The 25,353-nt window shown below is 60.4% G+C and carries 23 protein-coding genes, 2 tRNA genes and 1 pseudogene; 11 read left to right on the forward strand and 15 right to left on the reverse strand.

The features are described 5' to 3' along the window. Position 1: 1 nt before the first annotated feature. Positions 2-77, reverse strand: a tRNA-Gly gene (locus tag PG898_RS19030). A 248-nt stretch (positions 78-325) separates the two neighbouring features. Here PG898_RS19030 and PG898_RS19035 point away from each other — a divergent pair. Beyond that, a complete protein-coding gene (locus PG898_RS19035) occupies positions 326-3,763 on the forward strand; it encodes a response regulator (protein ID WP_270824891.1) in 3,438 nt (1,145 codons plus the stop codon). Between the two features lie 302 nt (positions 3,764-4,065). Here the strand turns inward: PG898_RS19035 and PG898_RS21375 are convergent, their stop codons facing one another. Further along, complete coding sequence (locus PG898_RS21375; protein WP_270824889.1) at positions 4,066-4,860, reverse strand: SPOR domain-containing protein; 795 nt, start codon at positions 4,858-4,860, stop codon at positions 4,066-4,068. Between the two features lie 442 nt (positions 4,861-5,302). Beyond that, entirely contained in the window at positions 5,303-6,187 is an 885-nt protein-coding gene (locus PG898_RS19045) for a LysR family transcriptional regulator (protein WP_270824888.1), read from the reverse strand. 204 nt (positions 6,188-6,391) lie between these two features. Between PG898_RS19045 and PG898_RS19050 the strand changes: the two genes are divergently transcribed. The 7 genes and pseudogenes from PG898_RS19050 to PG898_RS19080 all read left to right on the forward strand — a co-directional run bounded on the left by PG898_RS19050 (position 6,392) and on the right by PG898_RS19080 (position 10,468). Beyond that, positions 6,392-7,528, forward strand: coding sequence for an alpha/beta hydrolase (locus PG898_RS19050; protein WP_270824887.1), 1,137 nt, complete (start codon positions 6,392-6,394; stop codon positions 7,526-7,528). A gap of 197 nt (positions 7,529-7,725) precedes the next feature. Next, positions 7,726-8,076: a cyclophilin-like fold protein gene (locus PG898_RS19055; protein WP_270824886.1), complete on the forward strand. Its 351-nt coding sequence runs from the start codon at positions 7,726-7,728 to the stop codon at positions 8,074-8,076. Positions 8,077-8,106: 30 nt separating this feature from the next. Continuing rightward, the gene (locus PG898_RS19060; RefSeq protein WP_270824885.1) at positions 8,107-9,300 is read left to right on the forward strand and encodes an MFS transporter; all 1,194 of its coding nucleotides are present in this window, start codon (positions 8,107-8,109) and stop codon (positions 9,298-9,300) included. 99 nt (positions 9,301-9,399) lie between these two features. After that, the gene (locus PG898_RS19065) at positions 9,400-9,564 is read left to right on the forward strand and encodes a hypothetical protein (RefSeq protein ID WP_270824884.1); all 165 of its coding nucleotides are present in this window, start codon (positions 9,400-9,402) and stop codon (positions 9,562-9,564) included. Positions 9,565-9,579: 15 nt separating this feature from the next. Then, positions 9,580-9,729, forward strand: coding sequence for an alcohol dehydrogenase catalytic domain-containing protein (locus PG898_RS19070; RefSeq protein WP_270824883.1), 150 nt, complete (start codon positions 9,580-9,582; stop codon positions 9,727-9,729). A 38-nt stretch (positions 9,730-9,767) separates the two neighbouring features. Then, positions 9,768-10,046, forward strand: a pseudogene (locus PG898_RS19075) (hypothetical protein); the annotation flags it as partial. 32 nt (positions 10,047-10,078) lie between these two features. After that, positions 10,079-10,468, forward strand: coding sequence for a hypothetical protein (locus PG898_RS19080; protein WP_270824882.1), 390 nt, complete (start codon positions 10,079-10,081; stop codon positions 10,466-10,468). Positions 10,469-10,830: 362 nt separating this feature from the next. Here PG898_RS19080 and PG898_RS19085 read toward each other — a convergent pair whose 3' ends face one another. The 8 genes from PG898_RS19085 to nosR all read right to left on the reverse strand — a co-directional run bounded on the left by PG898_RS19085 (position 10,831) and on the right by nosR (position 19,266). Beyond that, positions 10,831-11,148, reverse strand: coding sequence for a c-type cytochrome (locus PG898_RS19085; protein ID WP_041206196.1), 318 nt, complete (start codon positions 11,146-11,148; stop codon positions 10,831-10,833). A 136-nt stretch (positions 11,149-11,284) separates the two neighbouring features. After that, complete coding sequence (tatA, locus tag PG898_RS19090) at positions 11,285-11,434, reverse strand: twin-arginine translocase TatA/TatE family subunit (RefSeq protein WP_041206197.1); 150 nt, start codon at positions 11,432-11,434, stop codon at positions 11,285-11,287. 49 nt (positions 11,435-11,483) lie between these two features. Further along, the gene (locus PG898_RS19095) at positions 11,484-12,029 is read right to left on the reverse strand and encodes a nitrous oxide reductase accessory protein NosL (RefSeq protein ID WP_042650505.1); all 546 of its coding nucleotides are present in this window, start codon (positions 12,027-12,029) and stop codon (positions 11,484-11,486) included. Positions 12,030-12,053: 24 nt separating this feature from the next. After that, the gene (locus tag PG898_RS19100; protein WP_005324386.1) at positions 12,054-12,884 is read right to left on the reverse strand and encodes an ABC transporter permease; all 831 of its coding nucleotides are present in this window, start codon (positions 12,882-12,884) and stop codon (positions 12,054-12,056) included. Beyond that, the gene (locus PG898_RS19105) at positions 12,881-13,807 is read right to left on the reverse strand and encodes an ABC transporter ATP-binding protein (protein WP_270824881.1); all 927 of its coding nucleotides are present in this window, start codon (positions 13,805-13,807) and stop codon (positions 12,881-12,883) included. Before PG898_RS19105 ends, PG898_RS19100 begins: the two co-directional genes overlap by 4 nt. Beyond that, the gene (locus PG898_RS19110; RefSeq protein ID WP_270824880.1) at positions 13,804-15,123 is read right to left on the reverse strand and encodes a nitrous oxide reductase family maturation protein NosD; all 1,320 of its coding nucleotides are present in this window, start codon (positions 15,121-15,123) and stop codon (positions 13,804-13,806) included. Before PG898_RS19110 ends, PG898_RS19105 begins: the two co-directional genes overlap by 4 nt. A 59-nt stretch (positions 15,124-15,182) precedes the next feature. Beyond that, the gene (gene nosZ / locus PG898_RS19115) at positions 15,183-17,090 is read right to left on the reverse strand and encodes a TAT-dependent nitrous-oxide reductase (protein WP_021141192.1); all 1,908 of its coding nucleotides are present in this window, start codon (positions 17,088-17,090) and stop codon (positions 15,183-15,185) included. Positions 17,091-17,154: 64 nt separating this feature from the next. After that, on the reverse strand, positions 17,155-19,266 hold the full coding sequence (gene nosR / locus PG898_RS19120; RefSeq protein WP_236544905.1) for a transcriptional regulator NosR: 2,112 nt from the start codon (positions 19,264-19,266) through the stop codon (positions 17,155-17,157). A gap of 394 nt (positions 19,267-19,660) precedes the next feature. Between nosR and PG898_RS19125 the strand changes: the two genes are divergently transcribed. Further along, positions 19,661-20,122, forward strand: coding sequence for a MurR/RpiR family transcriptional regulator (locus PG898_RS19125; RefSeq protein ID WP_201035417.1), 462 nt, complete (start codon positions 19,661-19,663; stop codon positions 20,120-20,122). Positions 20,123-20,255: 133 nt separating this feature from the next. Here PG898_RS19125 and PG898_RS19130 read toward each other — a convergent pair. Beyond that, positions 20,256-20,345: transfer RNA gene (locus tag PG898_RS19130), tRNA-Ser, on the reverse strand. Between the two features lie 379 nt (positions 20,346-20,724). On the opposite strand from PG898_RS19130, the gene PG898_RS19135 reads away from it, so the two are divergent. After that, complete coding sequence (locus tag PG898_RS19135; RefSeq protein WP_005326992.1) at positions 20,725-21,642, forward strand: L,D-transpeptidase family protein; 918 nt, start codon at positions 20,725-20,727, stop codon at positions 21,640-21,642. A 21-nt stretch (positions 21,643-21,663) separates the two neighbouring features. After that, positions 21,664-22,662 carry a DUF481 domain-containing protein gene (locus tag PG898_RS19140; protein ID WP_161507399.1) on the forward strand — a complete coding sequence of 333 codons (999 nt, stop codon included), beginning with the start codon at positions 21,664-21,666 and terminating at the stop codon, positions 22,660-22,662. A 60-nt stretch (positions 22,663-22,722) separates the two neighbouring features. Here the strand turns inward: PG898_RS19140 and PG898_RS19145 are convergent, their stop codons facing one another. The 3 genes from PG898_RS19145 to PG898_RS19155 all read right to left on the reverse strand — a co-directional run bounded on the left by PG898_RS19145 (position 22,723) and on the right by PG898_RS19155 (position 25,275). Further along, positions 22,723-23,445, reverse strand: coding sequence for a MaoC family dehydratase (locus tag PG898_RS19145; protein ID WP_270824879.1), 723 nt, complete (start codon positions 23,443-23,445; stop codon positions 22,723-22,725). A gap of 247 nt (positions 23,446-23,692) precedes the next feature. After that, a complete protein-coding gene (rlmF, locus tag PG898_RS19150; protein ID WP_270824878.1) occupies positions 23,693-24,634 on the reverse strand; it encodes a 23S rRNA (adenine(1618)-N(6))-methyltransferase RlmF in 942 nt (313 codons plus the stop codon). A gap of 152 nt (positions 24,635-24,786) precedes the next feature. After that, a complete protein-coding gene (locus PG898_RS19155) occupies positions 24,787-25,275 on the reverse strand; it encodes a C40 family peptidase (RefSeq protein WP_041206201.1) in 489 nt (162 codons plus the stop codon). Positions 25,276-25,353 lie beyond the last annotated feature (78 nt).

Raw genomic sequence — 25,353 nt, forward strand, 5'->3', positions numbered from 1 at the left:
TTGGAGCGGGAAACGAGACTCGAACTCGCGACCCCGACCTTGGCAAGGTCGTGCTCTACCAACTGAGCTATTCCCGCCAGACTGCATGATGTCAGTTACCCGACAACGAGGCGCATTATACGTACCCCGAGCTCGGGCACAACCCTTTTTTATGACTTTACGCGCTTTTTAGGCGCGTTTGCTCAGGCTTTAAACGCCTTGGTCAAAATTCCTGCCACTCCCTGTGACCCGACGAGCGAATTCAAGATAAAGCCATTGAAATAGTTAGTCTTTAATCAGAAACTCATGCCGCTTAGTAACTGGATTCTCAATTGAAATTCACACCATGAAATGGATCTTCAGGCCTCGTGGGCTCAGACCGCAGCTGATGCTGGCTTTCTTCATGTTGGGCCTGGTGCCCTTCCTGGTCGTCACCCTGTTTTTCCTCTATAGCCACGGCAAGGATCTCACCACCCAGACCTCCAACCATCTGGTGTCGGTGCGCAACATCAAGAAGAGCCAGCTGGAAGACTACTTCGGCAACCTCAAAGAGCAGATCATCAACTTCTCCCAGCAGGACTTTGCCGGCAACAGTATCGGTCGCTTCTACGGCTTTACAGGTGCCTTCGAGAAACTCGGCACCACACCGCAGGAGGCCCGCGCCCGCGCCCAGGCCCGCTATGTGCCCGGCTCCTGGGACAAGCTGCAACAACCCGACAGCCAGGTGGAGATAGAGCCCTCCATCAGCGCCCTGATCCTCGCCGACGAGATGTATGGCCGGGTGCACCAGCGTTTTCACCGTGGCTATGCCGACATGGTGCGCAAGTCCAACTACAGCGACATCTTCCTGGTGGACCTCAACGGCGACGTTGTCTACTCGGTCACCAAGCACGCCAACTTCGCCACCAACCTGCTCTCCGGCCCCTACCAGTCGAGCGGTCTTGGCAACACCTTCGCCAAGATCAAGCGGCGCCTCAATGGCGGCCAGAAGCCCCAGCAGATCTTCGAGTTCACCGACTTTGGCCGCAACGAACTGACCGGCCAGGTGGTCGCCTATCTGGCCGCCCCGGTGATGCAATACGACTATGTGCGCGGTGTGGTGATCTTCGAGCTGCTGCCGGACAAGCTCAACCAGATCATGGCGGAGCGGGAGGGGCTCGGCGAGACCGGCGAGACCATCCTCATCGGCCCGGACAAGCGGATGCGCGCCAACGCCTCCCTCGCCCCCGAATTCAGCGTCGAGAACAGCTTCAGCCCCGACTTCCGGCCACTGCAGACGCCGCTGGTCATCAAGGCGCTCTCCGGCGAGCAGGGGGTCGGTCCCTTCCTCTCCTATCACAATGACGAGGTGCTGGCTGCCTACACCCAGGTCAAGGTGTTCGACACCGAGTGGGCCTTCATCGCCGAGATCTCCACCCGCGAGGCCTATGCTCCTATCCGTCAGCTGGAAACCCTGGTGATCCTGCTGGGGGCCGGCTCATTGCTGCTGCTGATCCTGTTCTCCCGCTGGCTCTCCCACTCCATCACGGCGCCGCTGCGCTCCCTCACCGCCGCCGCCGAGCAGGTGGCCGACGGCGCTCTGGAACACCCCATCGCCATACCGCGCACCGATGACGACATCGACCGGCTGGCCCAGGCGTTTCGCCACATGCAGCGCTCGGTGAAAGACAAGATAGAACTCATCGAGCGCCAGACCCAGGAGCTGCAACAGCAGGTCAAGCTGACCCACAAGCAGAACCTCAGCCTGCAGCAGGCTGACAAGCTCAAAGACGAACTCCTGGCCAACACCTCCCATGAGCTGCGCACCCCCATCCACGGCATCAAGGGGATGGCCGAGTCCATGCTCGCCAGCCAGCAGGACTTGACCGAGGGACAGCAGAAACAACTCGGCCTCATCATCAAGAGCGCCGACGGCCTGGCGCGGCTGGTGGACGATCTGCTCGACTACCACCAGATGCGTTACGGCCAGCTGGAGATCCACCCCCAGCCCGTCTCCTCCAAGGGGGTGATCCGGCTGGTGCTGGATCTCTGCCAGCATCTGGTGCAGGCCAAGCCCCTCACCCTGGTGGACATCAGCCCGGCGGAGCTGCCACCGGTGCTGGCGGACGAGCAGCGACTCGAACAGGTGCTCTACAACCTGGTGGGCAACGCCATCAAGTACACGCCTCAGGGCAAGGTGGTGCTGAGCGCCCTGGTGGAGGGCAACTTCCTGCGCATCAAGGTGACCGACACCGGCATAGGCATCGGCAAGGACCATCTGGAGCACATCTTCGAGCCACTGGTACAAATAAGCCCGGAGGTGAGCAAGCAGGGGGCCGGCCTCGGCCTCTCCATCACCCGCCAGCTGGTGCACCTGATGGGGGGCGAGCTGTTTGTGGAGAGCGAGCCAAGCGTCGGCTCCACCTTCGCCTTCACCCTGCCGCTCGCCAGCGGCAAGGCGGGCAGCCTGACCCTCGACAGCCGCCAGATTGAGCATCAGCTGGTGCGCCAGCAGCCGCTCATACTGCCGGACTGGGAGAGCGATGACCTCCCCCCGCCCCCACTTGGCGCCCCCCTCATCCTGGTGGTGGATGACGAGCCCATCAACTTGCACATCTTGCGCCACCTGCTGCAGCCCTGCGGCTATCGCATCCTGCCGAGCAGCGACGGCCACGACGCCCTGGCCAAGCTGGCCCAGGAGCCGGTGGATCTCATCCTGCTGGATGTGATGATGCCGACGCTCTCCGGCTTCGACGTCTGTCGCCGCCTGCGGGAACAACATCCCAAGGACAAGCTGCCGGTGCTGCTGCTCACCGCCCTCAACCAGCCCAAGGACATCGAAGAAGGCTTCAACGCCGGGGCCAACGACTACCTGGTGAAACCCTTCTGCAAGGAGGAGCTGTTTGCCCGGGTCAGGGCCCTGCTGGAGGCCTGCGCCGGCCGCGCCTCCCTGGTGGAAAATCACCTGCTCAAGCAGGAGATAGAGCACCGCCTGCGCCTGCAGACCCAGCTGCATCAGGATCAGGAGCGGCTGCTCGCGCTGCTCGGGGAAGGGGCCGATCCCATGGTCTTCATCGACGAGCAGGGGGTGGTGCTGTTTGCCTCCCGCGCCCTGGCCCGCCTGCTGGGCCAGGAGCCGGAAGCCATGGAAGGACAACCGCTGGACGAGTGGCTGGCGGCCCCGCTGGCGAGCCAGTGGCCCGACATGGTGGCGCGACCGGAGCAGGATCTGAGCTTCCTGGTGGCGGGCCAGAAGGACGGGCTCAACGCCCGGGCCCTGCCCATCAGCCTGGGGGGCCAGCACGCCTTCGCCCTCACCCTCAGCACGGAGCAGCGTCAGGACGACAACCGGGTGATGGCGCTGGAGAACGCCCTCAAGAGCCTGTCACGCCAGGCCATCATCGAGGATGGGCAATTGCTGGGGGAACTGAGCCGGCTGGGAGGGGAGTTCCGCTCACTCGCGGACAACCTCATTCGCCAGCAGGATGACGAGCCCCTACGCCGGGCCCTGGTGGACACCATGCGCCTCACCCTGGATACCTGGCAGCAGAGCACCGGCAAGGGCAAGATAGTGCTGGCGGAGAAGAGCAAGCTGTGGCGGGTCTACATGGACAGATCCAGCCCCCAGACCCGCACCCTCGACAAATACCTGAGCCTGGATACCCTGCCCAAGGCACCGCGCTGGAAGACGGTGGTGGCCAGCGCCGAATACGTGCTCAAGCAGTGCCCCTTGAGCGAGGGGCAGCAGCAGAGCCTGCACCAGAGCACCCAGCTGCTGCGCCAGCTCGCCAGCCGCAAAGGCTGAGGTTCCGCTGCAATCTCGGGTGGCCTCTCTTCCGCTGACGAAATGAGCCTGAGACATCGAGCAGATGACATGCCTAAAACACCACACCCGCGAATGACGCGGGTGTGGTGTTTTAGAGGTTGTGCCATTGGGGCGAAGGGGCTGCTCCGGCGGTGCGACTCAGCAAGTGGTCCGGCACATCCCGAACGAGGGCATATAGCCTACCCCATGTCAGCCAACGCTCACCTCCCCCCAAGGGCGCCGGCAACCCAACGCCCATGGGATGAGGCCTGTTCACTCAGGCCTATCCCCTGTCACCCGGCTTATGGCTTCAATTCTCTATTCACCTGGGCGAAGGATTTAGGCCAGGGATCCGCCTTCTGCAGGGCTGGCGACAACTGACGAATGGCTGCCTGCGCCTGGCTCAGGCCGACATAATCCCCTTTCAGCACCACATACCAGGGACTGCCATGGTAGTTGGTGCGATAGATCCACACCTGGTCGGCGAGCCGATTGACGCGCACGAACTGCGCTACGGCATCCAGACTGCTCGCTCCCATCAGCTGGATGCTGAGGTGGTTGATGTTCTTCTGGTGCAGGACGCTGGCGGGCGTCAGGTTGACCTTGCCGGACGCCTTGCCTTGCGGCTCGGGCACGGTGGCTGGTTTAGACAGCGATTTCGCTGCCGGCTTGGACACAGGCTCCGGGGCAGGCGTGGACACGGGCTCGGGGATTGCGGCAGGCGCGATCGCAACCAAAGGCGCCGAGGGGGCTGGTATTGGCGGCTCAGGCTGCACGACGTCTTCGGCCACGATCGGCAGGGCACCGCTGGCCGGCACATCCAGCATGGGGGTCAGCTTGCCGGCCGCACCGTCGACCTGCCGTTCGATCGACTCGGGAGAAGAAGGCAGGAACCCGGTCTCAGCTGGCGGGATCAACGTCGCTGCGGCGCCACTGACCTGACCCGGAGCGGCCTCCCCCACCTCGGGTTCGTCCTGCCGAGCCGTGGGGCTCACATAGCTCAATATCAGCAAGCAGAGGGCGCCGGCGGCCAGACCAATGGCTATCTGGCGAATGAGAGAAGAGGGATTGCACTTGCTCAGATGGCATTCGGTCATCATGTCCTCCAGGACGGCATGAGAATGGGGGCGCCGATACGGCAGAAAGAGATCATGGACCGGCATCGGGGCCGGCAGCTCATACGGCAGGAAATTGATATCGTCCGTGAGAGCGAGCCCTGACCAGGGTGTCACCCCATGTCGCTGTCCCTCTGCGTCTCGGCGGGATCGAAGATGGACAGGCATGACTGCGCCGGCAACCACCTCTGGTTGCCATTCGCAGCTCCGCATCAACACCGGAGCACCATACCGGGGCAGCGCTGAACTTGGCCTGAATCCTTGGACTATCCAGGGGCATTGGCCGCGTCCAGACGCTTGTTTCCTCTGGTATTTGCCCGTTTCGCCCTCGATGGTCGCTTTCCTGCGCCCCATGCCCCCGGGGGCGGCTCATCATGATGCTTCCCGCTGTCGGCGCCATATGCAAAGGCATCTCGCTTCAGCTTCACAGTCTCAACGTGTCGATGAGGGCTCTCAGGGCGGGCGATACGTTGCGATGAGGGTAGTAGAGATAGAGGCCCTCCAGGCGGTGGCTGAACCGCGGTAACACCCGGATCAGGGTTCCACGCGCCAGTTCATCGGTGACCAGCTCCTCCGGGACATAGGCCAACCCCAACCCCATTCTTGCTGCCGCCGCCTCCATGTAGCTGTCAGAGAAGACCCACTGCCCCTGGGGCCTGTGCTTGACGAGTTTGCCCTCCTGCCACAGCTCCCACTGATAGAGGCTGCCATCGGCAAACTGGTAGGCAATGCAGGGGTGGATCGCCAGCTCGGCCGGCGTCTGCGGAAAGCCGTATTGCAGAAAATGATCCGGCGTGGCCACCATCACCATCTCCATATCCGGGGTGATGCGCACGGCAACCATCCCCTCGTCCACCTCGCCCCCCAGGCGCACGCCAGCATCGAAGCGCTCATCGATGATGTTCACGAAGCGGCTCTCACTGATGAGTTCCAGCCGGATATCAGGATAGTGCTGCCTGAAGATGGCCAGCTTGGGCAGCAACACCTTGTCGATGGCGTGCTGGCTGGCATTGATCCTCACCGTGCCGGAAGGGGTATCGCGAAAGTGAGCGAGGGTGGCCAGCCCCGCATCCAGGGACTGAAAGCTGCTCAGTGCCGTGCGGTACAGCTGTTCGCCAGCCTGGGTCAGTGACAGGCTGCGGGTGGTGCGCACCAGCAGTTGCACCCCGAGCCGGGCTTCGAGATCCCGGATGGTGCGGCTTATCCCGGACTGGGCCAGCCCCAGCCTGGCAGCCGCCCGGGTAAAGCTGCCTTCCCGGGCAACCAGCATGAAAACGTGGAGATCGTTGTAATTCTCGCGGCTTGTCATCTTGTTCCACCCAGATTTTTTTCAGCCAGCCATGGTTTGTGCAACGCCCTTTGGACGCCCAGATTAAGAACCCACACACATTAATGTTATCAAAAAAACCGATCTAATCATCACCAATGGTTCTAACTAGAATGCAGCTCATGGTTCACAACACCATCCCCCCCAGAACCACGGATCAGAAATCCGATTTCAAGGAGCGTTGCCATGAATGTTCTCCCCAAGAAGCTGACCGCTATCGCGTCTGCCCTGCTGCTGGGCGCAGCATTAACCGGAGTCTCCACGATGAGCCATGCCCAGAACACCCATCCCACTGAACCCGTCTCCATGGTGACCCAATGGGACAAGACCTTCGCCCAGAGCGACAAGGTCGAGCATCGCAAGGTGAGCTTCAAGAACCGCTACGGCCTGACCCTGGTCGCCGACCTCTACCTGCCGAAGAACCGGGGAAACACCAGGCTGGCGGCCATTGCCGTGAGCGGCCCCTTTGGCGCGGTGAAGGAGCAGTCGAGCGGTCTCTATGCCCAGACCCTGGCCGAGCGCGGGTTCGTCACCCTGGCGTTTGACCCCTCCTACACCGGCGAAAGTGGCGGCCAACCGCGCGACGTGGCCTCCCCCGACATCAACACCGAAGACTTCAGTGCCGCCGTCGATTTTCTCGGCCTGCAACAAGAGGTCGACCGCAATCGTATCGGCCTGTTGGGCATCTGTGGCTGGGGTGGCATGGCCCTCAATGCCGCTGCTGCCGATACTCGCGTCAAAGCCGTGGCGACCAGCGTGATGTATGACATGAGTCGAGCCATGGGGCATGGCGTGGGCGATGGCAAGGATCGTTACACCACTGCCGATCGCCGCGCCATATTGAAACACCTGAACGAACAACGCTGGCAAGACACAGAAAGTGGCTCTTTTGCCCATAGCAATCACGATCTCTATGTCGACCAGAAGGGTAACGTCACGGCAGCCAAACGAACCCTGCCAGAGGCACTGCCGGACAATCCACATCCAGTACTCAAGGAGTTCTTCGACTACTACCGTGTCCCGCGCGGTTTCCATGCGCGTTCGGTGAACTCCAATGGTGCCTGGACCACCACCATGCCGCTGTCATTTATGAATATGCCGCTGCTTAGCTATGCCAGCGAGATCAACATTCCTGCGCTGATCGTCACCGGCGAGAATGCCCACTCGCGCTACTTTGCCGAAGATGCCTTCAAGGCGGTAGGCAGCCAGCAAAAAGAACTGGTCGTGGTACCGGGCGCCAACCATGTGGATCTCTACGATAACGAGGCAGGCAAGATCCCTTTTGGCCGGTTTGAGCAGTTCTTCAAGACCAATTTGAAGTAAAAACCAGTAACGCGGCGGGCCATCCCGCCGCATCTTTCTCATCGGTGGCCACGCGAGATTGCAAGTCTGTGCAATGGCGCCATGTCGGGGAAAAAATGATGACCAGAGGCATGTTGACACGCGCTATGGCCCTGTTGCTGGTGGCGACCAGCGCGATCGCAGCCACAGACGAGGTCAGTCATAGCAGGAGAGAGACCATGAACATCAGGATGACAATGGCAGGCCAGATCATCACGGCCAGCCTGGAAGAGAGTGACAGCGCCCGGGACTTTTTCGCCATGCTACCCCTGACATTGCAGTTCGAAGACTATGCCGAGACCGAGAAGATTGCCTATCTGCCGGGCAAATTGACCACCCAGGGTGCGCCCAAAGGCATAGACCCGAACGTGGGGGATATCTGCTACTACGCCCCCTGGGGCAACCTGGCTATCTACTACAGGGACTTCGGTTACTCGAGCGGCCTCATCCGCCTGGGGCGCATTACATCGGGTCTGGATACCTTGACCGCCCAACCCTCGGGCACTCTCACTATTGAAGCCGTCAAATGACTCAGCCCCCTTTCAATATCAGGTCGTGAAATGAAGACTCATCATGCCGCTGTCGAACCCCTTCCCGTGGTACAAGAACATTGGGGGGCCGTGGGAGCCATGTCCCTCTGCGTGGCCCTGCTGATCGCCGCCGAGTTTATGCCGGTCAGCCTGCTGACCCCGATCGCCCGCGATCTCGGTGCCAGCGATGGTCAGGCGGGCCTTGCCATCTCCATCTCGGGTCTCTTTGCCGTCATCGCCAGCCTGCTGGTCACCCGGGTCTGTGCCCACCATGAGCGGCGCCATGTGCTGATGGGATTGGCACTGATGATGTTGCTCTCCCTCATCCTGATCGCGTTGAGCCCCAACTTTGCGCTGCTGATGTTGGCCCGGGCCCTGCTGGGGGTGGTGGTCGGCGGATTCTGGGCTCTGGCCACCGCCACCCTCATGAGGCTGGTGGCCCCCGGCTCGGTGCCTAGAGCCCTCGGCCTGATGTACACCGGCAATGCCGTCGCGACCGCCTTTGCCGCTCCGCTCGGCAGTTATCTGGGTGGCATCATCGGCTGGCGGGGCGTGTTCTGGCTGCTGACCCCGCTGGTGGTGCTGAACCTGGTGTGGATGGCAGTCAGCCTGCCCTCGATGCGAAGCGAACGCCGCGTGACACAAGCGTTGGGACTGCTGAAGCGGCCCAATGTGGCGATGGCCATGCTCGGCGTCATGCTCACCTTTGCAGGCGCCTTCTGTGCGTTTACCTACTTCCGGCCGTTTCTGGAGACCCGTACCCAAACCAGCCTGCCGGAGCTCTCCTCCCTGCTGCTGGCGCTGGGAATGGCAGGTTTCGTGGGCACTACTGTGGCCAGCGCTACCCTGCATCGCCACCTCTATCGGCTGCTGCGATGGCTGCCCCTGATGCTTGCGCTCATCACCCTTGGCCTGCTCGCCATGCAGCACCACTTCTGGGGCGTCGCGCTGATGCTGACCCTGTGGGGCGCCATCAATGCCGCCATTCCGGTTGTCTGGTCCGCCTGGATAGCCCGGGGGATCCACGATGCCCCCGAGAGTGGCGGCGGCCTCATCGTGGCCGCCATCCAGCTCGCCATCATGCTGGGAGCTGGCATCGGTGGCTGGCTGCTCGATCACTACACCATAGGCGCCACCCTGGCTGGCAGCGCCGCGCTGTTGATGGTGGCCACCCTGGTGGTGGGCAACGGCAAGCGGCTGCAACCCGCCCGGGTGAACGCATGATGATCCGATCTCGTGACTCAACCGCCCAAGACACTGCGCCGCCCATGTGTTGCACCGAGATCCCCCGGCAACTGAGGCCAGCTCATCGGGGAGAACATCATGATTAAATCAGTCAACGCTCATGCTGCCACCCCGGCCACGGCACCGCTGGCATGCCATCCCATCACTCGCCGACGGCCACGCTCCGATGATGTGGAGATCGACACTCTCTGTTGCGGCATCTGCCATTCGGATCTGTACGCCGCCCGCAATGACGGGGGCTGACCCCGCTATCCCATAGTGCCGGGCCATGAAATCATCGGTTGGGTGGTTGCCGTCAACTGTCAGGTCAACAGCTTCAAGGCAGGCGATCGGGGCGGGGTCGGCTGCATGGTGGACGCCTGCGGTCATGGCGAGGCGTGCAAAGAGGGCACTACGGCGCAACCGTGATTCACACCTATGGCGCCCCGACCGTATCGACGGCAGCCCGCTGTCCCATGACCCAGAGCATGGGCCGGCGTGGCAACGGCTGGGAACGCCTCGATGGCATGGCACGGTTGTTCAGAAGCCTCAAGTCAGAGTGGCTCCCGACAACGGGATACATAAACCTGCGGGAGGTGAAGCGGAATAGCAGTTATTACCTGATGGTTGACTACCACTGGCGGCGTCCACCTCAACACCATGACGGGATACCGCCGAGAGTCGGCCCAACCGGGTGTCTGGATGTCGTTGACCACGGCACATCGGCCCTGAAGCAGGCGTCGTGACTCACCAGGTTGAAGCCAAACCGGAGGTGCGGATGGCGGAGAACATCACCATCGAGGTGCGAGGCAAGCACCAGCAAACCGGTGAGTACGGCGCCGATGAGTTCAAAGGCCAACGCATCGATATCGACGAACTGGCAATGCCCTTTCTCATTCACGGGAGGGGCATGGGTACCTCGCTCACCCACATCCCAAGTGGCTACCGCATCGCGCCGTTCGGCGGCTGGCTGACCGCTCGCTGTCCAGACCCCATGGCCAAGCCGGGTCGCACGACCTGCGCCCACATGGTCATGGACCGGCGGGTGGCAGAATACGGTTCGCTGCCGGTGCGACTCCATGCCATGCCCGTTATCAATCAGATAACCGACTCTGCTCGTTGCAGCGCAACTCCCTACACCTGGAACGCTCATTTACAAGCAGCATAAGGGGCCAGAGCGCTCAGCGCCGGCCCTTGGCACCAAAGGAGGAGCCGTCTTATCACCAGGACGAGGTACATCGCTATGCTCCTGAACTCAACAGGCTGCATCTGTGCAAACGGCACGCGTTGCCTGCGCACCGCATCGCGCACATCAAGTAGGGTCAGGCCGGCTGTTTGGCCACTGGCCGACAGCGTCTCAAGTGATGCATCACCGTGAGCCCCCCGACTGCATCAAGCACGCCCGGCGCTATCGGGGTCGGCAAGCGAACCCGACCGGACTCCCGGAACAACTGGCCAAGCTACACCGCCACCACAACGTGCCCGGTACCACCATCAGCATTCACACCGAGCTTCAGTGCAAGCGACTTGTTATTTTTTATGGCTGAGCACCCATTCGGCCAAGGTCTTGGCCTCCTCTTCCGTGACGGCGTTGGCCGGCATGGGCACTGCCCCCCAGGTGCCCTGGGTACCGTTCTTGATGCGGCCTGCCAACAGGGTGGCCGCGTCTGCCTGCCCGTCATACTTGGCCGCGACCTCCTTGAATGAGGGGCCGACCAGCTTGGCATCCACCATGTGGCAACCCACGCAAGGCTTGCTCTTGAATAACGTCTCGCCGTCAGTTGCCATGGCCGGTTGCAGACAAACAGCAGCCCCCAGGACAAGCAGTGAAAACACGTTTCTTTTCATATTGGTATTTCCTTATGTTGATGGAGGCAGCAATGCCCCGCTTGGTATCCGGCTACTCGCATCCCGCACTCCGTCATGCTGACGGCCCGACGCGACCAAGGGCTGCAGAGATTGGGGGTAACCGGATGGTGTTTTCTTACTGGCTCTCTTTTTCGCCCAGCATGTTACGAAATCCCCGCACGGCCTTGCCCAGATCCGAACCGATGCCACTCAGGCGTCCAGTACCAAACAACACGATGACAATGGCGAGAATAATCAAGAGCTTCCAAACGCTGATCCCCATCATGGGAGCATCCTCCTGCGATGTAATGAGTGATAAGGGGTGAAAAAGCCTATCAATGGGCCGCCGGGCTGCCGTGCGGTTCAGCTGGATGGGACTGGGGATCAGGTTGCAGCAAGGCAAGATCTATCTGCTCGAACCGCACCAGCCTGCCGCCCTGGCTGGTTGCAAACCTTTCGGCATCCTCCTCGCGGGCGAATGAGGCCAGTGCAGCCCCCATGGCCCCCTTCAGGTTGGCGCCGACGACATAAAAGGCCTGTCGGGCATCAATGAGGGCATCATCATCCGGTTTTTCCCAGGTCGAGCGTGCCATGTCATGCACATACAGGGTGACATCTTGTTCCCGGTTCTCCGGTTGCAGCCACCAGCCAAACATCTCGGCCGTAGAGCAGAATTTCATCGCACCCTGTTTAGCCACCGCCTCGCCCTTGGGGCCGGGAAAGCCGGTGATCGCCATGCCGCAGATGTGGCACTCGTCGCCGGAGTGAAAGGCGACGGGATCATAAACGTGCGGGTTCGAGTCGACATCGTTGCAACCGGCCAGCGCCAGCAGCAGGGCCATCAGGCTGCCTTTAAGATAAAAATTATTTGAATTCAGCATATTACTATCCTTGTTATACCCGGCTCAGACCGAGCGACGACGAAACACGGCATAAGCCAGCCACAGCGACACGCCGACCCACAACAACAGGCAGAACCCAAGCATGTCGGTAGAAAAGGGCAATTCGCTCCCGAGGGAGAGCACCCCCAACCCGCCACTCTCCCCTTCGAAGCCGGAGAGGTTGATCAGCCGATAGATATCGGCCGGATTGAGCAATAGCAGCCAGGGCAAGAGGGTGGCGCTGAAATGGCCCTCGCTCAGCACCAGCAGTGCCAGCAACAGCAGATCAAACACCAGTACGAACAGGAACCAGACGCCCAGCGCCAACCCGGCGGCACGGGACTTCTCGCTGACCTTGCTGCTCAGTACATAGGCCATGGCGAGGAAGACCCAGCCCAGCAGGGTGGATGACACCATGAAACGGCCGAACGCCCAGACCAGGGTGGAGAGGGAGATATCCTCCACCAGCACGGCAATGGCCAGGGCGGCGCAGCCAAAACCGAGCAGGGTCGCCAGTGCCAGGATCAGGCCGTGACCGACAAACTTGCCCATCAGGATCTGGCCGTGGCCGAGGGGATAGGTCAGCAGCAGCATCAGAGTGCCGCTCTCCTCCTCGCCAACAATGGCGTCATAGGCCAGCAGCAAAGCGATGAGGGGCATCAGGAAGGTCGCAAGGCTCGCCAGACTGGCGATGGTGGCGGGAATGGAGGTAAATCCCAGCTGGCCGGAGGCGGCAGCACCGAGCCAGGCAATGCCGACCGCCAGCACCGCAAACAGCAGGCTGATGGCCAGTAGCCAGCGGTTGCGCAGACCATCGCTGAACTCCTTGCGGGCAATGTTCCAGACCTGATTCATGGCCGTACCTCCTTCCGGTTCGCCTGATCGGCTCGCGCCATGTAGTGGCAATAGAGATCTTCCAGCGAAGGTTGATGCACCTCTATGTCACCGGGCTCGCATTCCCCCAGTAACTCGCGCAGCAACGCCAGCTTGTGGCCGTTGTGCACCACCACTTCCACGCTCTGTGCATCGAGCAAGCGAGCCTGATGGCCCGCCTCCCGCCAGCGGCCAATCCAATGGTTGCCATCCTCCAATCCGTGGATGCGCATCCGCACCGGCAAGCCAGTGTCGGCGCGCAACTGGGCGAGATCACCCACGGCTTGCAAGCGGCCACCGGCCAGAATGGCGACACGATTGAGGTGGGCCTCCACCCCGGCAAGCGCGTGGGAGCAGAGGATGATGCTGGTGCCCCCCTGGCGCAGGCGATCAATCAGCTGATAGAGCTCTTGGGTGGCGATGGGATCCAGCCCCACCGTGGGTTCATCGAGCAACAGCAGACGCGGCTCGCCAAGCAGTGCCTGGGCCAGACCGAGCCGCTGACGCATCCCCTTGGAATAAGTCTTCACCCGACGCGCCGCCGCATGGCTGAGCCCGACCTGGTCCAGCAACTCCACCACCTGCATGGGGGCCGCCCCCCGCAGACGGGCAAAATGGGCGAGGGTCTCCCGCCCAGTGAGCTGTGGATAAAAGGTTACGTTTTCCGGCAGATAACCGAGCTGACGGCGCACGTTGAGATCCTGTGGCTGACCGCCGAGTACCTGCACCCGCCCTTCACTCGGGCTCAACAGGCCGAGGATCAGCTTCATGCTGGTAGTCTTGCCCGCACCGTTATGGCCGAACAGCCCCAGCACCTCACCTTCCTGCAGGCTCAGGTTCACGTCCTGCAATATGGTCATGCCACCGATGCGCTGGTGTACGCCCTGAATGTCGACCACGTTCATGAGGGGTTCTCCTGTGGATGAGGGGCGATGGCGGGAGGCTGCATCAGCGGGTAGCTATCCTGCACGCCGGGAGATTTGATGATGGGGAAGGCGCGCTGGGCCCAGCGCAACACCTCGATGCCGGGGCTGTTCATTAGCAGTCGGACCTGCGGATAGCGCCAGAGCAGCCTGTCCACGTTGTCGTTCGGTTCGTAGGCCACCTCTCCCAGCCCGTCGTTGTTACGGTCCCAGCCCAGATAATCGCTCCAGTAGTTGCCGCGGCCCGCCACCGACCACTCCTGCCGCCGGGAGGCGACATATTTGACCTGTTGCCGATTGTTAATAAAGGCGTTGTCGCTGATGAGGTTGTCTTCCGATCCCGCAGTGAGATGGATTCCCAGCGCGCTGCGCTCGAAACGGTTGTGCTCGATGCGGTTGAAGAGCGAGTTGTAGATAAACAACGCCTTGCCCTCGGAACCGGAGATCATGCCTTCGCCCGCGCCCCCGTCACGAACCTCCGTGACCAGATTGTCCCTGAGGGTGGAATAGGTGATGTAGTTCATCAGGATCCCGTAGTTCTGATCCTGCTCGGAACGGTTGCCGATCACGGTCAACTTGCGACTCTGCATGAGTGCATAACCGGTGCGGGTGCGGCGAGTCAGGTTGCCGATCACCCGGTTGTCATTGGAAAACATGTAATGAATGCCGTAGCGCAGATCTTCCAGCTGATTGCCTTCGAGGCTGTTGCCGTTGGAGGTGTCGATATAGATGCCATCACGGGCATGGCGTACCCGATTACCGATGACCCGCGCCCCGTGCACGGCATAGAGATGAATGCCATTGCCACGATCCTGCGAACGCAGTCGCAGCTCTCCCTCGATCACGTTATCCAGCAGGCTGACGTTGCTCGTGCCATCCACCCAGATCCCGCTGGCCGGTCCTTGCATCCGATTGGCCTGCACCTTGGCGTGACTGGCTTCCCGCTGGATGAAGACAGCGGCATTGAGCTTGGTGAGGTTGCTACCCCAGTTGGTCAGAGTGCAGCCCTGCACCGTCACGTTCCGCGCCGCGATGGTGAGGGCATTGCCCTCCCCTTCAGCATTGATCACCGCCCCCGCCTCGCAACGGAGCATCAGGGATTCTTCAATACGGAACTGCCCCCGGTACTCTCCGGCAGGCAGACGCCAACGCGCCTCTCCATCGGGTTGCAAGGGCAGGGAACGAATGGATTGAGGTGCCGCAAAGGCCGCACCAATGCAGCAACATCCCAGCACCAACAGCGCAACAGTGCTCCGGGCCTGCCTTGGCAAGGTCGGTAATACCGATAGAGGGTTCATGTCCTGGATCCTGGATATTCGGGTGGTGTCGATGCCATCGGCACCACCCGACACTATGGTTAGGCTGGCTCGACCAGCATGCGACCAACCATTTCCATGTGGAGTGCATGACAGAACCAACTGCAATAGTACCAATGCAGGCCCGGCTTATCGGCGGTGAAGGTAATGGAGGACGTCTGCTGCGGGCTGATCTCCATGCTGGCGCCATGGTTGACCATGACGAAGCCGTGGCTGACATCCTCGATCTGATCGATGTTGGTAATCACCACCGTGACTTCATCCCCCTGCTTGACCTTGAACTCGGTGATCCCATAGGCCGGGGCCATCGAGGTCATGTAGACCCGCACCTTGTTGCCATCACGGATCACCTTGTTATCGGTCTCCAGCTTGACGCCGTCTTTTGCCGCCATCTCTACGGTGGGTGCGAAGAAAGGATCCTTGCGATCCCACAGCTTGCGGGTCTTGATCTGATCCCGGCGGGCCAGGATGCAGTCGTGGGGCTCGGCGAAAGTGGGACCATCATGCACCAGCTTCATCTCCTCACCGGAGATGTCGATCAGCTGATCGTTTTCCGGGTGGAGCGGGCCGGTAGGCAGGAAACGGTCCTTGGAGAACTTGCACAGCGCCACCAACCATTTGCCATCGGCTTCGCTGGTTTCCGTCAGGGACGCATGCAAGTGGCCGGGTTGATACTGCACATCGAGTTTCTGTCTGATGTAGTCGACCTTCTCGCCCTGATAGGCACGCACCGCGTCGGCCATGTTCCACTTCACCACCTGGCTGTCGATGAACAGCGTGGTATAGGCATTGCCGCGGCCATCGAAGGTAGTGTGCAACGGACCCAGACCCAGCTCAGGCTCGGCCGCGATCACCTCGCGCGGGTCCTTGAGCTTGCCCGCGAACAGATCGTCGAGCTTGGCGATCTCGATCATGCTCACGGTCGGTGACAACTTGCCGTTGGCGATGAAGTACTTGCCGTCGGACGAGGTGTTGCAACCGTGGGGATTTTTTGGCACCGGGATATAGCGAGTCAGTTCGGAGCCTTCCCGCCCGTCAACCACCGGCACCTTGGAGTCACCCAGCGTCACGAACTTGCCGGCCTTGATGGCTGCCTCGATACGCGGGATGTTGAATACCACCACCCAGTCACGCTCGTTGCGCATCATGCCACCCAGATCGTAGGCCTTCTCCGAGTTGTAGCAGGTAGACGCCGCATAGGTGCCGGTGTAGTCCGCATCGGTGTTATCCAGGTTGCCATCGACAATCACCTGGAAGGCCATCTCCATCTTCTCCGCGTCGATGACGTTGAACAGGGTGTAGCTGTTTTTATCCTGCAGATCGAAGGTGGTGCCGTCGTTGGGATGGGGAATGACGAACTCGGCGTTGGCAAACACGTACTTGGTGTACGGCACCTTCTGCAGGCGCAGGCCGTGAATGGCCTGGACGTTGGGCACCGTCAGCATCTTGTCGCACTTCATGATGTCCAGCCGGATGCGGGCCACCCGGCTATTGGCCTTGTCGTTGATGAACAGGTACTTGCCGTCGTATTTGCCGTCGGTCATGGAGATATGGGGGTGGTGACAATCACCGTTCAGGAACTTGACGCTTTCGCCCATGATGTGGCGGCTTTCATTGGTCAGCCCCCAGCCGGTGGCGGAATCGACGTTGAACACAGGAATACGCATCAATTCACGCATGGAGGGGATGCCCAGGACCCGCACCTCACCCTGATGACCACCACTCCAGAAGCCGTAGTAGTCATCGAGATCCCCTGGCGCGACATGAATGTTCTGCTTGGCCTCGGAAACGGCCGCGGCCCAGCTCTCCCGGCTCATCACCGCGCCACCAAAGGCCGTGGTGGCCAGCGCGGCCCCCGTCAGGGCACCTGCCCCCTTGAAGAAGCTGCGACGGCTGAGGCCGCCTTGACTCAACTCCTGCTCGGCATTCTCAGGATACTTATCACTCATAAACCGACTCCTTTATCGTTTTTGACGGGGCGAACGGACTCGCCTCACGAGGGTTATTGATTGTTCAGGTTTCAATTGAGGTGACAGGTATCCGTTCAATACCAACCTGTCCTTGGCCGCCACGTTTGGCCTGCTTGTTTTTCATCACTAACGGCAAGCACTTGCGCTCATTGTGATAGGTCATCTGACAATCGAGGCAATAGTGGCATTCGTTGGCGTTGATCCGCCCATCCGGGTGGATGGCCTGGATCTCGCATTCCTTGGCACAGAGCTGGCAGGGGCTGCCGCACTCCTTGCGCCGCTTGAGCCAGTCGAACTGGCGCAGCTTGGTGGGGATCGCCAGCGCAGCCCCCAGCGGGCAGATGTAACGACAGTAGACCTTGCGGGTGAAGAGGTTGATCACCAGCAGGAGCGCGGCGTACAACACGAACCACCATTGACGATCGAACCCGAGGATGATGGCCGTCTTGAAGGGTTCCACTTCGGCGGCCTGTTCGGCCATCTGCATCGACTCCAGCGAGATGCCGAAAAGCACCAGCAGGATGATGTACTTGATGGCCCAAAGCCGTTCGTGCACCGCAAAGGGAAGCTCGAACTGGCGGACCTTCAGTTTTCGCGCCGCCTCATTGATCAGCTCCTGCAACGCGCCAAACGGGCAGAGCCAGCCACAGAACACGCCACGGCCCCAGAGCAGAATGGTGGCGGCTGTGAAGGTCCAGAGGATGAAGAGGACGGGATCGGTGAGGAACAGCTCCCAGCGAAAATCTTGGAACAGCGCATGGACAAAGGTCAGCACATTGACCACCGAGAGCTGTCCCAGCGCATACCAGCCGATGTAGGTCACGGTGAACAACAGGTATCCACGGCGCAGCCAGTGCAGAAAATGGGGTCGCCGGGTGAACCTGTCCTGGAAGAACAGGATGGTGGTGAGCAGCAGCAGCGCAAGCCCGATGATGCCGATCTGCACGCTCTTCTGGTACCAGATCTTCACCCACAGCGGGCGCGCGGCCTCTTCGGCCGCGGCCAGCTCCTCGGCACTCGGCAGGGGGCGTGTCAGATAGGATTCGGGCAACTGGTAAGCAAGCTCAAAACTGCTGAAGACCCCCTTGACCGGCCCGGTCTGGCGGCGCACCAGCAATTCCAGGCTCCAGGGCGAGCCGGGATCAAATGCCGCATGGGCACGGATGGTAAAGATCGCCATCTCGTCAAACTCAGGCATTCCCTCTGCATAGACATCGTCGAGACGCTGGAAATCCGAGTCACGGAAACTGATGGTGTCGCCAAACTGGCGCAGTTGCACCCGGTCGAAGATGCCGCCGCGCACATAACCCGACCCCTTGAAGGAGTATTCCCCCCTGCCCAGCACGGCGACGGCCTGCTCGCCGGGTTGGAGCGTCTGCATCAGCATATGAAACTGTTTGTCCCCCAGCAGATTGCGGCCGATGGAGGGGGGATTCAGGTGCGCGACGTAGAGATCGATGAAGGTATCGTCAACCTGCTCGGCCGTGGCAGTGCCGACGTCTTGCGCCTCGGTCCCTTTGAACGCCGCATCGACCTGGCCACGGGTCAGATGCAACCGGCGGATGGCACCGTTGCCGGTGAGCGTCGCCCAGTTTCCGGGCTCATAGCGATCGGTGCGCACCATGGCAGGCTTGGGTTTCGCACCGCTCTTCTCTTCGACCAGACTCAGTGACAACGCCACCTTGTGCGCAGCGTGCATGACGATTTCGTTGACCACCATGGCGGTGACTGTCGCCCCGGTGATGGCATCAATCGTGACCGCATCCGGATCGCTAGAGTGGCCGACCACCACTCGTTGATTCACTCCAACGCCTGCATATCTGGCATTAAAACCATGCAGCTTCGCTTCCGGAATACCAATCAGCAGGATGGGCTCATGGTGCTCGAGCACATAGGCATCGACAATCACCCCCTTGGGGTCGAGCAATATCTGCATGTTGATGGGCTTGCCCGAGTAGGCGGGAATATTCACGACATTGATGGTCTGGAAGGCATAGCCTATCGGCTTGCCCTCTTTGCTCAGGGTGCGAACCTGATAGGGACCGGTGGCCTTGGAAATAACGACGCCCGGAAAAAACTGCTCGATGCGAGTCTGCTCAACGGGATAGGTTTTCGCTAGCAGGCCCGTGCTGAAGAAGCTCAGCAGCAAGACCATCGACAGCAATCCCCAGAATCGGTGTGACAAGAGCAATGGATAAGGTTCTGACCGCATCATCGACTTCATATGCCTGCTTCCCGCAATAATATGAGTGGAACACCACCTGGCATGGCATCCCTAATCGCTCCGCTGAGTGCAGGTTGACAGCCAATGGTGACCATTTAAATCTCATGGTCAGTGCAGGTCAACCTAAATAGTCAAATGAATTACCCATTTTAAATCGCCATCACACTTATGTCCGATCCGCCCCCATATCGACGATGACGGGATACCGCCAGCAAAAGCCGAAAACCGGCCTAACCCGGTGCCCGGATTTAGTTGACCACGACAGACTGAGGAGAGTGTGGCGGCGCTGCGTGGTACTGGCGCCCTGATAAGCAAGGACGCTCTCGTGCAAAATACCGAACTGTTGGAGAAGGTCCACCAGGTCTATGGTGTTGCCGCGAGTGCCATTATCGGGGAGTACCTGACCTATCGCTTACTGCGTATGGGAATTTCAGCTCAACAGTTCAGCGATATGCATCGAGCTGTGATGAATGCCACCCGTCTGAAACTGGGGGTAATAGCGATTTCCAGCTCTGGTTCGACCAAAGATCTGCTGCATGCGGTGCAACTGGGCAAAGAACACGGAGCAAGCATCATAGTGCTCAGCAATACCAGTCGCAGCCCGCTCGCCACCCTCGCAGATCAGTTGCTGGTAGCGGCAGGACCGCTGACAGCGGGTTCATTTCACTCAAAGATAAGCGCCATGCTGGTGATCGAGCTGTTGAGCCAACAACTATTGGAAACTAGGCCGGAGCTGGCGGGAGCCATCTCGGATAGCGCCAAGGCTACGTTGCCTTGGTTGATATGATTGCTAGAGAGAAGTATCAACAATCCGTGGATGCCTGGCAGGGTCGGTGTCCAAGGTAATCCATCAGGATTGCATACCAAAAAAACCGATAAAATAAAAAACCCAACCTAATCAACAGGTTGGGCTTGATATGTGGCGGAGAGACAGGGATTCGAACCCTGGGTGGCATTGCTGCCACAATTGATTTCGAGTCAATCCCGTTCGGCCACTCCGGCATCTCTCCGCGGGCCCTCATATTGACCCAACCGTAGGCGGGAAATCAACGTAAATCTCGTTGCAGATCAGACAACTGGATATTAAACCGTCAACCTGTGGCGAATCGCTCCCCCTTCCCTTGCTACGCCCAGGCTGGCTGAGACAACTAGCGGCTCCCTCAGTGTCAGGAGTGGTCTCTTGGCCTATTCCCTCGGCGCCGACGCGGGATTATCCGCCTTTTCCTGAAAAACAGGGGGCTGAGGGCCGAAAATGCCTCTCAACATGCCTCCATCCGGCCCGTGAGAGACGCGGTCTGGCGCTGGTAATCCCCTGTCGATTGGTTGACAATCTCTGCTCATTTTTTGGGAGGGAAGCGCTTCCCTCGAGAACTGCCGATAGGAATAACCATGCGCAATCTCCGTATCGTCTCACTGCTGCTGGCGGCTGTCAGCCTCTGGACCACACCGGCCTGGTCGAAAACCTATCCTCTTCCGCCGGCGGACAGCCGTCTCATCGGTGAGCTGGAAGACTACATAGTCCAACCTGGCGATCACCTGGAACTGGTCGGCAAACATACCCAGATTGGCTTTTTGGCACTGCTCGAGGCAAATCCCGGGGTAGACCCCTATTTACCATCCCCCGGCACCCGGCTGACCCTGCCGACCCAGATGCTGCTGCCCGATGTGCCGCGGGAGGGCATCGTCATCAACCTGCCGGAGCTGCGACTCTATTACTTCCCCAAGGGCAAGGCGGAGGTGATGGTGTTGCCCATCGGCATCGGCGACATCGGCCGCGAGACGCCGGAGATGACCACCACCGTCATCGCGAAGAACCCGAACCCGACCTGGGTGCCCGGCCCCATGGTGCGCAAGTCCTGGCTGGAGCAAAAGGGCATAGACCTGCCGGCCGTGGTGCCCCCGGGCCCGGACAATCCCCTCGGCAAGTTCGCCATGCGCCTGGGCTATGGCAACAAGGACTACCTCATTCACGGCACCAACAAGGAGTTCGGGGTCGGTCTGCGGGTCAGCGCGGGCTGCATCCGGCTGCGCCCCGACGACATAGAGATGTTGTTTGGCCTGGTGCCTGTCGGTACCCGGGTGCAGGTGATCAACCAGCCGGTCAAGATGGCGGTCGAACCCGATGGCCGTCGCTGGCTGGAAGTGCATTCCCCCCTTTCCCGTACCGAGGAGGAGATGTCCGAGGGTGCCCCGCTGGTGCTCTCCCCCGAGGTCGAGCAGTTCATCGCGGCCCCGGAGATAGACGGCGCCCGGGTAACCGCCCTGCTCGACGACAAGAACGGGCTGCCCCGCCCCGTCAGCGGCTAAGTGCCCTCCCGGGAGATGACCATGACGAAATGCGGCCTTCCGCTGCTGACGCTCCTGCTGACCCTGCTGCCCGGCTCCGCCGCGATGGCGGACATCCTGTGGATGCAGAACGGCGATCGCCTGACCGGTACCATAGAAGAGATCACGGACGATCAGATCCGCATCAAGCCATCCTACAGCGAAGTCCTGACCGTCCAGCGCCATGCCATCAAGCGCTGGCGGCTGGACAAACAGGAGCAGCCGAAACCGCTGACCAAGACGGGGATCCCGCTGCTGGACTCCCCTGACGAAGTCAATGCCTGGCTCCTGACCGGCACCGGCGATCTCAACATCAAGCTCAAGGAAAGCACCAAGAAGACCAACAACGTCAACCTCAAGGTCTCCACCGAGCTGGCCAATCTGGACTGGCGCTACAGTCTGGATGGCGAATATATCTACGAGACGGCGAACAACGTCACCGACAGCCACGAATACAAGCTCAAGCCCAAGCTCGACTTCTTCTTCGACGATCACTGGTTCCTGCGTTCCTCCGTCGACATCGACTACAACCTGATAGAGGCAGGCTATCTGGAAATAGACTACGCCTCGGGCCCCGGCTACCGTTTCTGGAATGACAAACGACGCCGCCTGGAGTTGATCAGTCAGCTCGGTCTGGAGCGTGCCTACTTCACCCCGGAGGTGTGGAGCAACTCTGATCTGTTCAACGAACGGATCATCAACTATCCCTTCATCAGCCTCGGGTGGGACTACCGCCAGCCCCTCGACTTGTGGCAGGAGAAGTTTGAGCTGTTCAGCAAGGGGAGCTATGAAAAGTTCGTCGATCAACCCTCCCCCTATCTGACCAGAAAGCAGTCCGTCAGCGGCAGCCTGGGGCTTCGTTACTATTTCAACGATCACCTGCGCCTCTCCTGGTCGAGCGAGCTGGATTGGGACGATATCTGGTTCGACTACCACGGCCTGGACATGGATGTGAGCGAGAAGGAGTGGCGTCACATCATCACCCTGGGCGCCAGCTTCTAGCTCCCAGAAACGACACAGGCCCACCGAAGTGGGCCTGTGTATCGCCGTGAGAGACGGGCGTCAGAAATAGATACGGGTGACCGACTCGATGACGCAACCCGGGCGGCGGATCCCCTCGATCTCTATCTTGATCTCCTTGAGCAGCTCTATTCCACCCTTGATAGGGGTGACTCTCGATAGCTTGGTACGGGCACGGATGTTGCTGTCTACCTTGATGGGATAAGGGAAGCGGACCTGCTCCAGACCGAAGTTCACCACCATGCGGGCGCTCGGGAATTCCGGCGTCGCCTCGTCCACCGAGCCGGTCAGCTGGGGCAACAGCGCCAGGGTCAGGAAACCGTGGGCAATGGTGGTCTTGAACGGCGACTCGGCCGCCGCACGCTCGGGGTCGGTGTGGATCCATTGATGATCCCCGGTTACCGCCGCGAACTGATCGATCAACCCCTGGCTTATCTGCAACCACTCACCCACATGGGTCTCTTGCCCGATCCGGGCCAGCAGCTCGACGTACAGGGTGGCAGCCTCGCCACTCAGTTCCACCGGGTTCTCTTCGATCAGGGTCGGCTGGCTGTTGACCACCTGAGCCTGGGATGCGCGCTGCTGCCGCACCAGCGACTGGTCGGCCTGCAGATCCAGCACTCGCCCCAGCAAAGGGTGAAGGTGTGCCTTTTGCTGAAACTCACGCCAGTAGTCACGGATCGCCGGAGAGAGCCAATCCTTGAGCTCAAAGGGGTGCTGCGCCAGGATTTCGCGCTTGTGCTTCAGAAAATCGACAACTTTCATCTACCGATCCCTATTCGATTCTAAGCCTGTAAAGAGGTCTAACCAGTCCCATTTTATGAAAGTTTCACAGGTAAGTACAAAAAATCTCGGCGTACAACTGTACCGAGGATGAAAGTGGTCACTAACACCCAGGGAAAAACGGGCAGATATAAAACGGAAAAACGATTACCGTGACGGCAACGAGACGGAAAATCTCGGAACTGGCAAAGAGCATGGTTTGGGGGTTTTTGGTCCCCCCCTTTTTTCCTCAGCGGCCGGGGGCAGACCACCAGGCGGTTCGGCTCGCCTCGTCCAGGAAGCTCCAGGCCAGGATCCGGCTCACCTTGTTGCCCTGCGCCATGTCGATCACCCTGACATCCTGAGCCCCCACCCGAGCCAGCGCCTTTCGTGCGGCAGGCAGATTCTCCTTTTTTGACACCAGCGAGCTGAACCAGAGACACTGGCCAGCAAACGCCTTGCTCTGCTCTATCATGCCGGCCAGAAACGCCGCCTCACCGCCCTCACACCAGAGCTCCGCCTTCTGTCCGCCGAAGTTGAGCACGGGAGTCCCCGTCAGCGCCTTGCCGAGGTTGCGCAGCTTGCGCTCCGTCCCCTTGCTCGCCTCCGCCAGAGAGGCATGGAACGGTGGGTTGCACAGGGTCAGGGCGAAGCGCTCCTTCGGCCCCAGGACGCCGCAAAAGATCTGCTTGGAGTTGTCCTGATGGCGGCATGCTATCTGGCTGCCCAGGCCATTGCTCGCCGCCAGCAGGGTCGCGGCCTTGACCGACACGGGATCGATGTCCGATCCCACGAAGCGCCAACCATACTCACGGGCTCCCAGCAGGGGATAGATGCAGTTTGCCCCGACGCCGATGTCCAGCACCCGTACCCCCTTGCCTCTTGGTACTTCCCCCGCACTCTCGGCCAGCAGATCCGCCACTCTGTGCAGGTAATCGACCCGGCCCGGGATGGGGGGACAGAGGTAGCCCGGCGGCAGATCCCAGTGCTGGATGCCATAGTGCAGCGCCAGCAGTGCCCGGTTGAGCGCCTTGACGGCGGCTGGATCGGCGAAATCCAGGGTCCGGGTGCCATGCTCGTTGACGAACACGAAGGGCAACAACTCGGGGGTACGCTGGCAGAGGGCGTCAAAATCGTAAGGGGTCTGATGGCGATTGCGCGGGTGCAATCCGGATTTGTGCTGGGTCTTCATGCTGGGCCTGCTGAGGATCGAAGGGGGCCACACTATAGAGAGTCGGCCACGGAAAGTCTAAACGAGGGCCATAAAAAACCGGGCTTCGAGGAGCCCGGTTCAAGTGAGGTTGGAAAAACAGTCCGTACTGCGAGCCGTTTGTCCAGCCTGACTCAGATATCGATCCGGCGTGCCTGCCAGAACTTGCTGCGCCAATAGGCATTGTCGAGCTTGGAGCGAGTCACCCCGGCGCGGGTGGAGGCGTGGATGAATTCACCGTTGCCGACATAGATGCCGACATGATTGAGGCGGCGGTTGATCTTGAAGAAAACCAGATCCCCTTCCACCAGATCCTGCTTGGAAACGCGGGTGCCTTCATGAACCTGGGAGCGGGTATCGCGGGGTAATTCAATGCCGACGGCATTGCGGAACACTTCACGGGCGAAGGCGGAGCAATCTATGCCTCGCTGGCTGCTGCCCCCCATGCGGTAAGGGACGCCACGCCACTCTTTATATACGGTCAGGATTTCGTTGACATCTGGTGTGGGTGAAACTTCAGGTTCAATCACGGGTTCCATCATGGAAACCTCGATCTTGCTCGCGACCTCGGGCTGGGGTGCAGAAGCACAACCCACCATTCCGAGCGCGACCAGCAGTAGCATCAGGTGGCGCAATCCTTTATCCCCGCAAATAGAGTGAAACTTGTTAAAATGCAGCCCGACAGGGCAATTTATAAGGCA

The sequence above is a fragment of the Aeromonas sp. QDB31 genome (assembly GCF_027707605.1).
Lineage (GTDB): Bacteria > Pseudomonadota > Gammaproteobacteria > Enterobacterales > Aeromonadaceae > Aeromonas > Aeromonas media.

Excerpts from the sequence above, each read along its gene's own strand:
- PG898_RS19035 (WP_270824891.1), top strand. The coding sequence starts at position 326 with ATGAAATGGATCTTCAGGCCTCGTGGGCTCAGACCGCAGCTGATGCTG.
- PG898_RS21375 (WP_270824889.1), bottom strand. The coding sequence starts at position 4,860 with ATGACCGAATGCCATCTGAGCAAGTGCAATCCCTCTTCTCTCATTCGC.
- PG898_RS19045 (WP_270824888.1), bottom strand. The coding sequence starts at position 6,187 with ATGACAAGCCGCGAGAATTACAACGATCTCCACGTTTTCATGCTGGTT.
- PG898_RS19050 (WP_270824887.1), top strand. The coding sequence starts at position 6,392 with ATGAATGTTCTCCCCAAGAAGCTGACCGCTATCGCGTCTGCCCTGCTG.
- PG898_RS19055 (WP_270824886.1), top strand. The coding sequence starts at position 7,726 with ATGAACATCAGGATGACAATGGCAGGCCAGATCATCACGGCCAGCCTG.
- PG898_RS19060 (WP_270824885.1), top strand. The coding sequence starts at position 8,107 with ATGAAGACTCATCATGCCGCTGTCGAACCCCTTCCCGTGGTACAAGAA.
- PG898_RS19065 (WP_270824884.1), top strand. The coding sequence starts at position 9,400 with ATGATTAAATCAGTCAACGCTCATGCTGCCACCCCGGCCACGGCACCG.
- PG898_RS19080 (WP_270824882.1), top strand. The coding sequence starts at position 10,079 with ATGGCGGAGAACATCACCATCGAGGTGCGAGGCAAGCACCAGCAAACC.
- PG898_RS19085 (WP_041206196.1), bottom strand. The coding sequence starts at position 11,148 with ATGAAAAGAAACGTGTTTTCACTGCTTGTCCTGGGGGCTGCTGTTTGT.
- tatA (WP_041206197.1), bottom strand. The coding sequence starts at position 11,434 with ATGATGGGGATCAGCGTTTGGAAGCTCTTGATTATTCTCGCCATTGTC.
- PG898_RS19095 (WP_042650505.1), bottom strand. The coding sequence starts at position 12,029 with ATGCTGAATTCAAATAATTTTTATCTTAAAGGCAGCCTGATGGCCCTG.
- PG898_RS19100 (WP_005324386.1), bottom strand. The coding sequence starts at position 12,884 with ATGAATCAGGTCTGGAACATTGCCCGCAAGGAGTTCAGCGATGGTCTG.
- PG898_RS19105 (WP_270824881.1), bottom strand. The coding sequence starts at position 13,807 with ATGAACGTGGTCGACATTCAGGGCGTACACCAGCGCATCGGTGGCATG.
- PG898_RS19110 (WP_270824880.1), bottom strand. The coding sequence starts at position 15,123 with ATGAACCCTCTATCGGTATTACCGACCTTGCCAAGGCAGGCCCGGAGC.
- nosZ (WP_021141192.1), bottom strand. The coding sequence starts at position 17,090 with ATGAGTGATAAGTATCCTGAGAATGCCGAGCAGGAGTTGAGTCAAGGC.
- nosR (WP_236544905.1), bottom strand. The coding sequence starts at position 19,266 with ATGGTCTTGCTGCTGAGCTTCTTCAGCACGGGCCTGCTAGCGAAAACC.
- PG898_RS19135 (WP_005326992.1), top strand. The coding sequence starts at position 20,725 with ATGCGCAATCTCCGTATCGTCTCACTGCTGCTGGCGGCTGTCAGCCTC.
- PG898_RS19140 (WP_161507399.1), top strand. The coding sequence starts at position 21,664 with ATGACGAAATGCGGCCTTCCGCTGCTGACGCTCCTGCTGACCCTGCTG.
- PG898_RS19145 (WP_270824879.1), bottom strand. The coding sequence starts at position 23,445 with ATGAAAGTTGTCGATTTTCTGAAGCACAAGCGCGAAATCCTGGCGCAG.
- rlmF (WP_270824878.1), bottom strand. The coding sequence starts at position 24,634 with ATGAAGACCCAGCACAAATCCGGATTGCACCCGCGCAATCGCCATCAG.
- PG898_RS19155 (WP_041206201.1), bottom strand. The coding sequence starts at position 25,275 with ATGCTACTGCTGGTCGCGCTCGGAATGGTGGGTTGTGCTTCTGCACCC.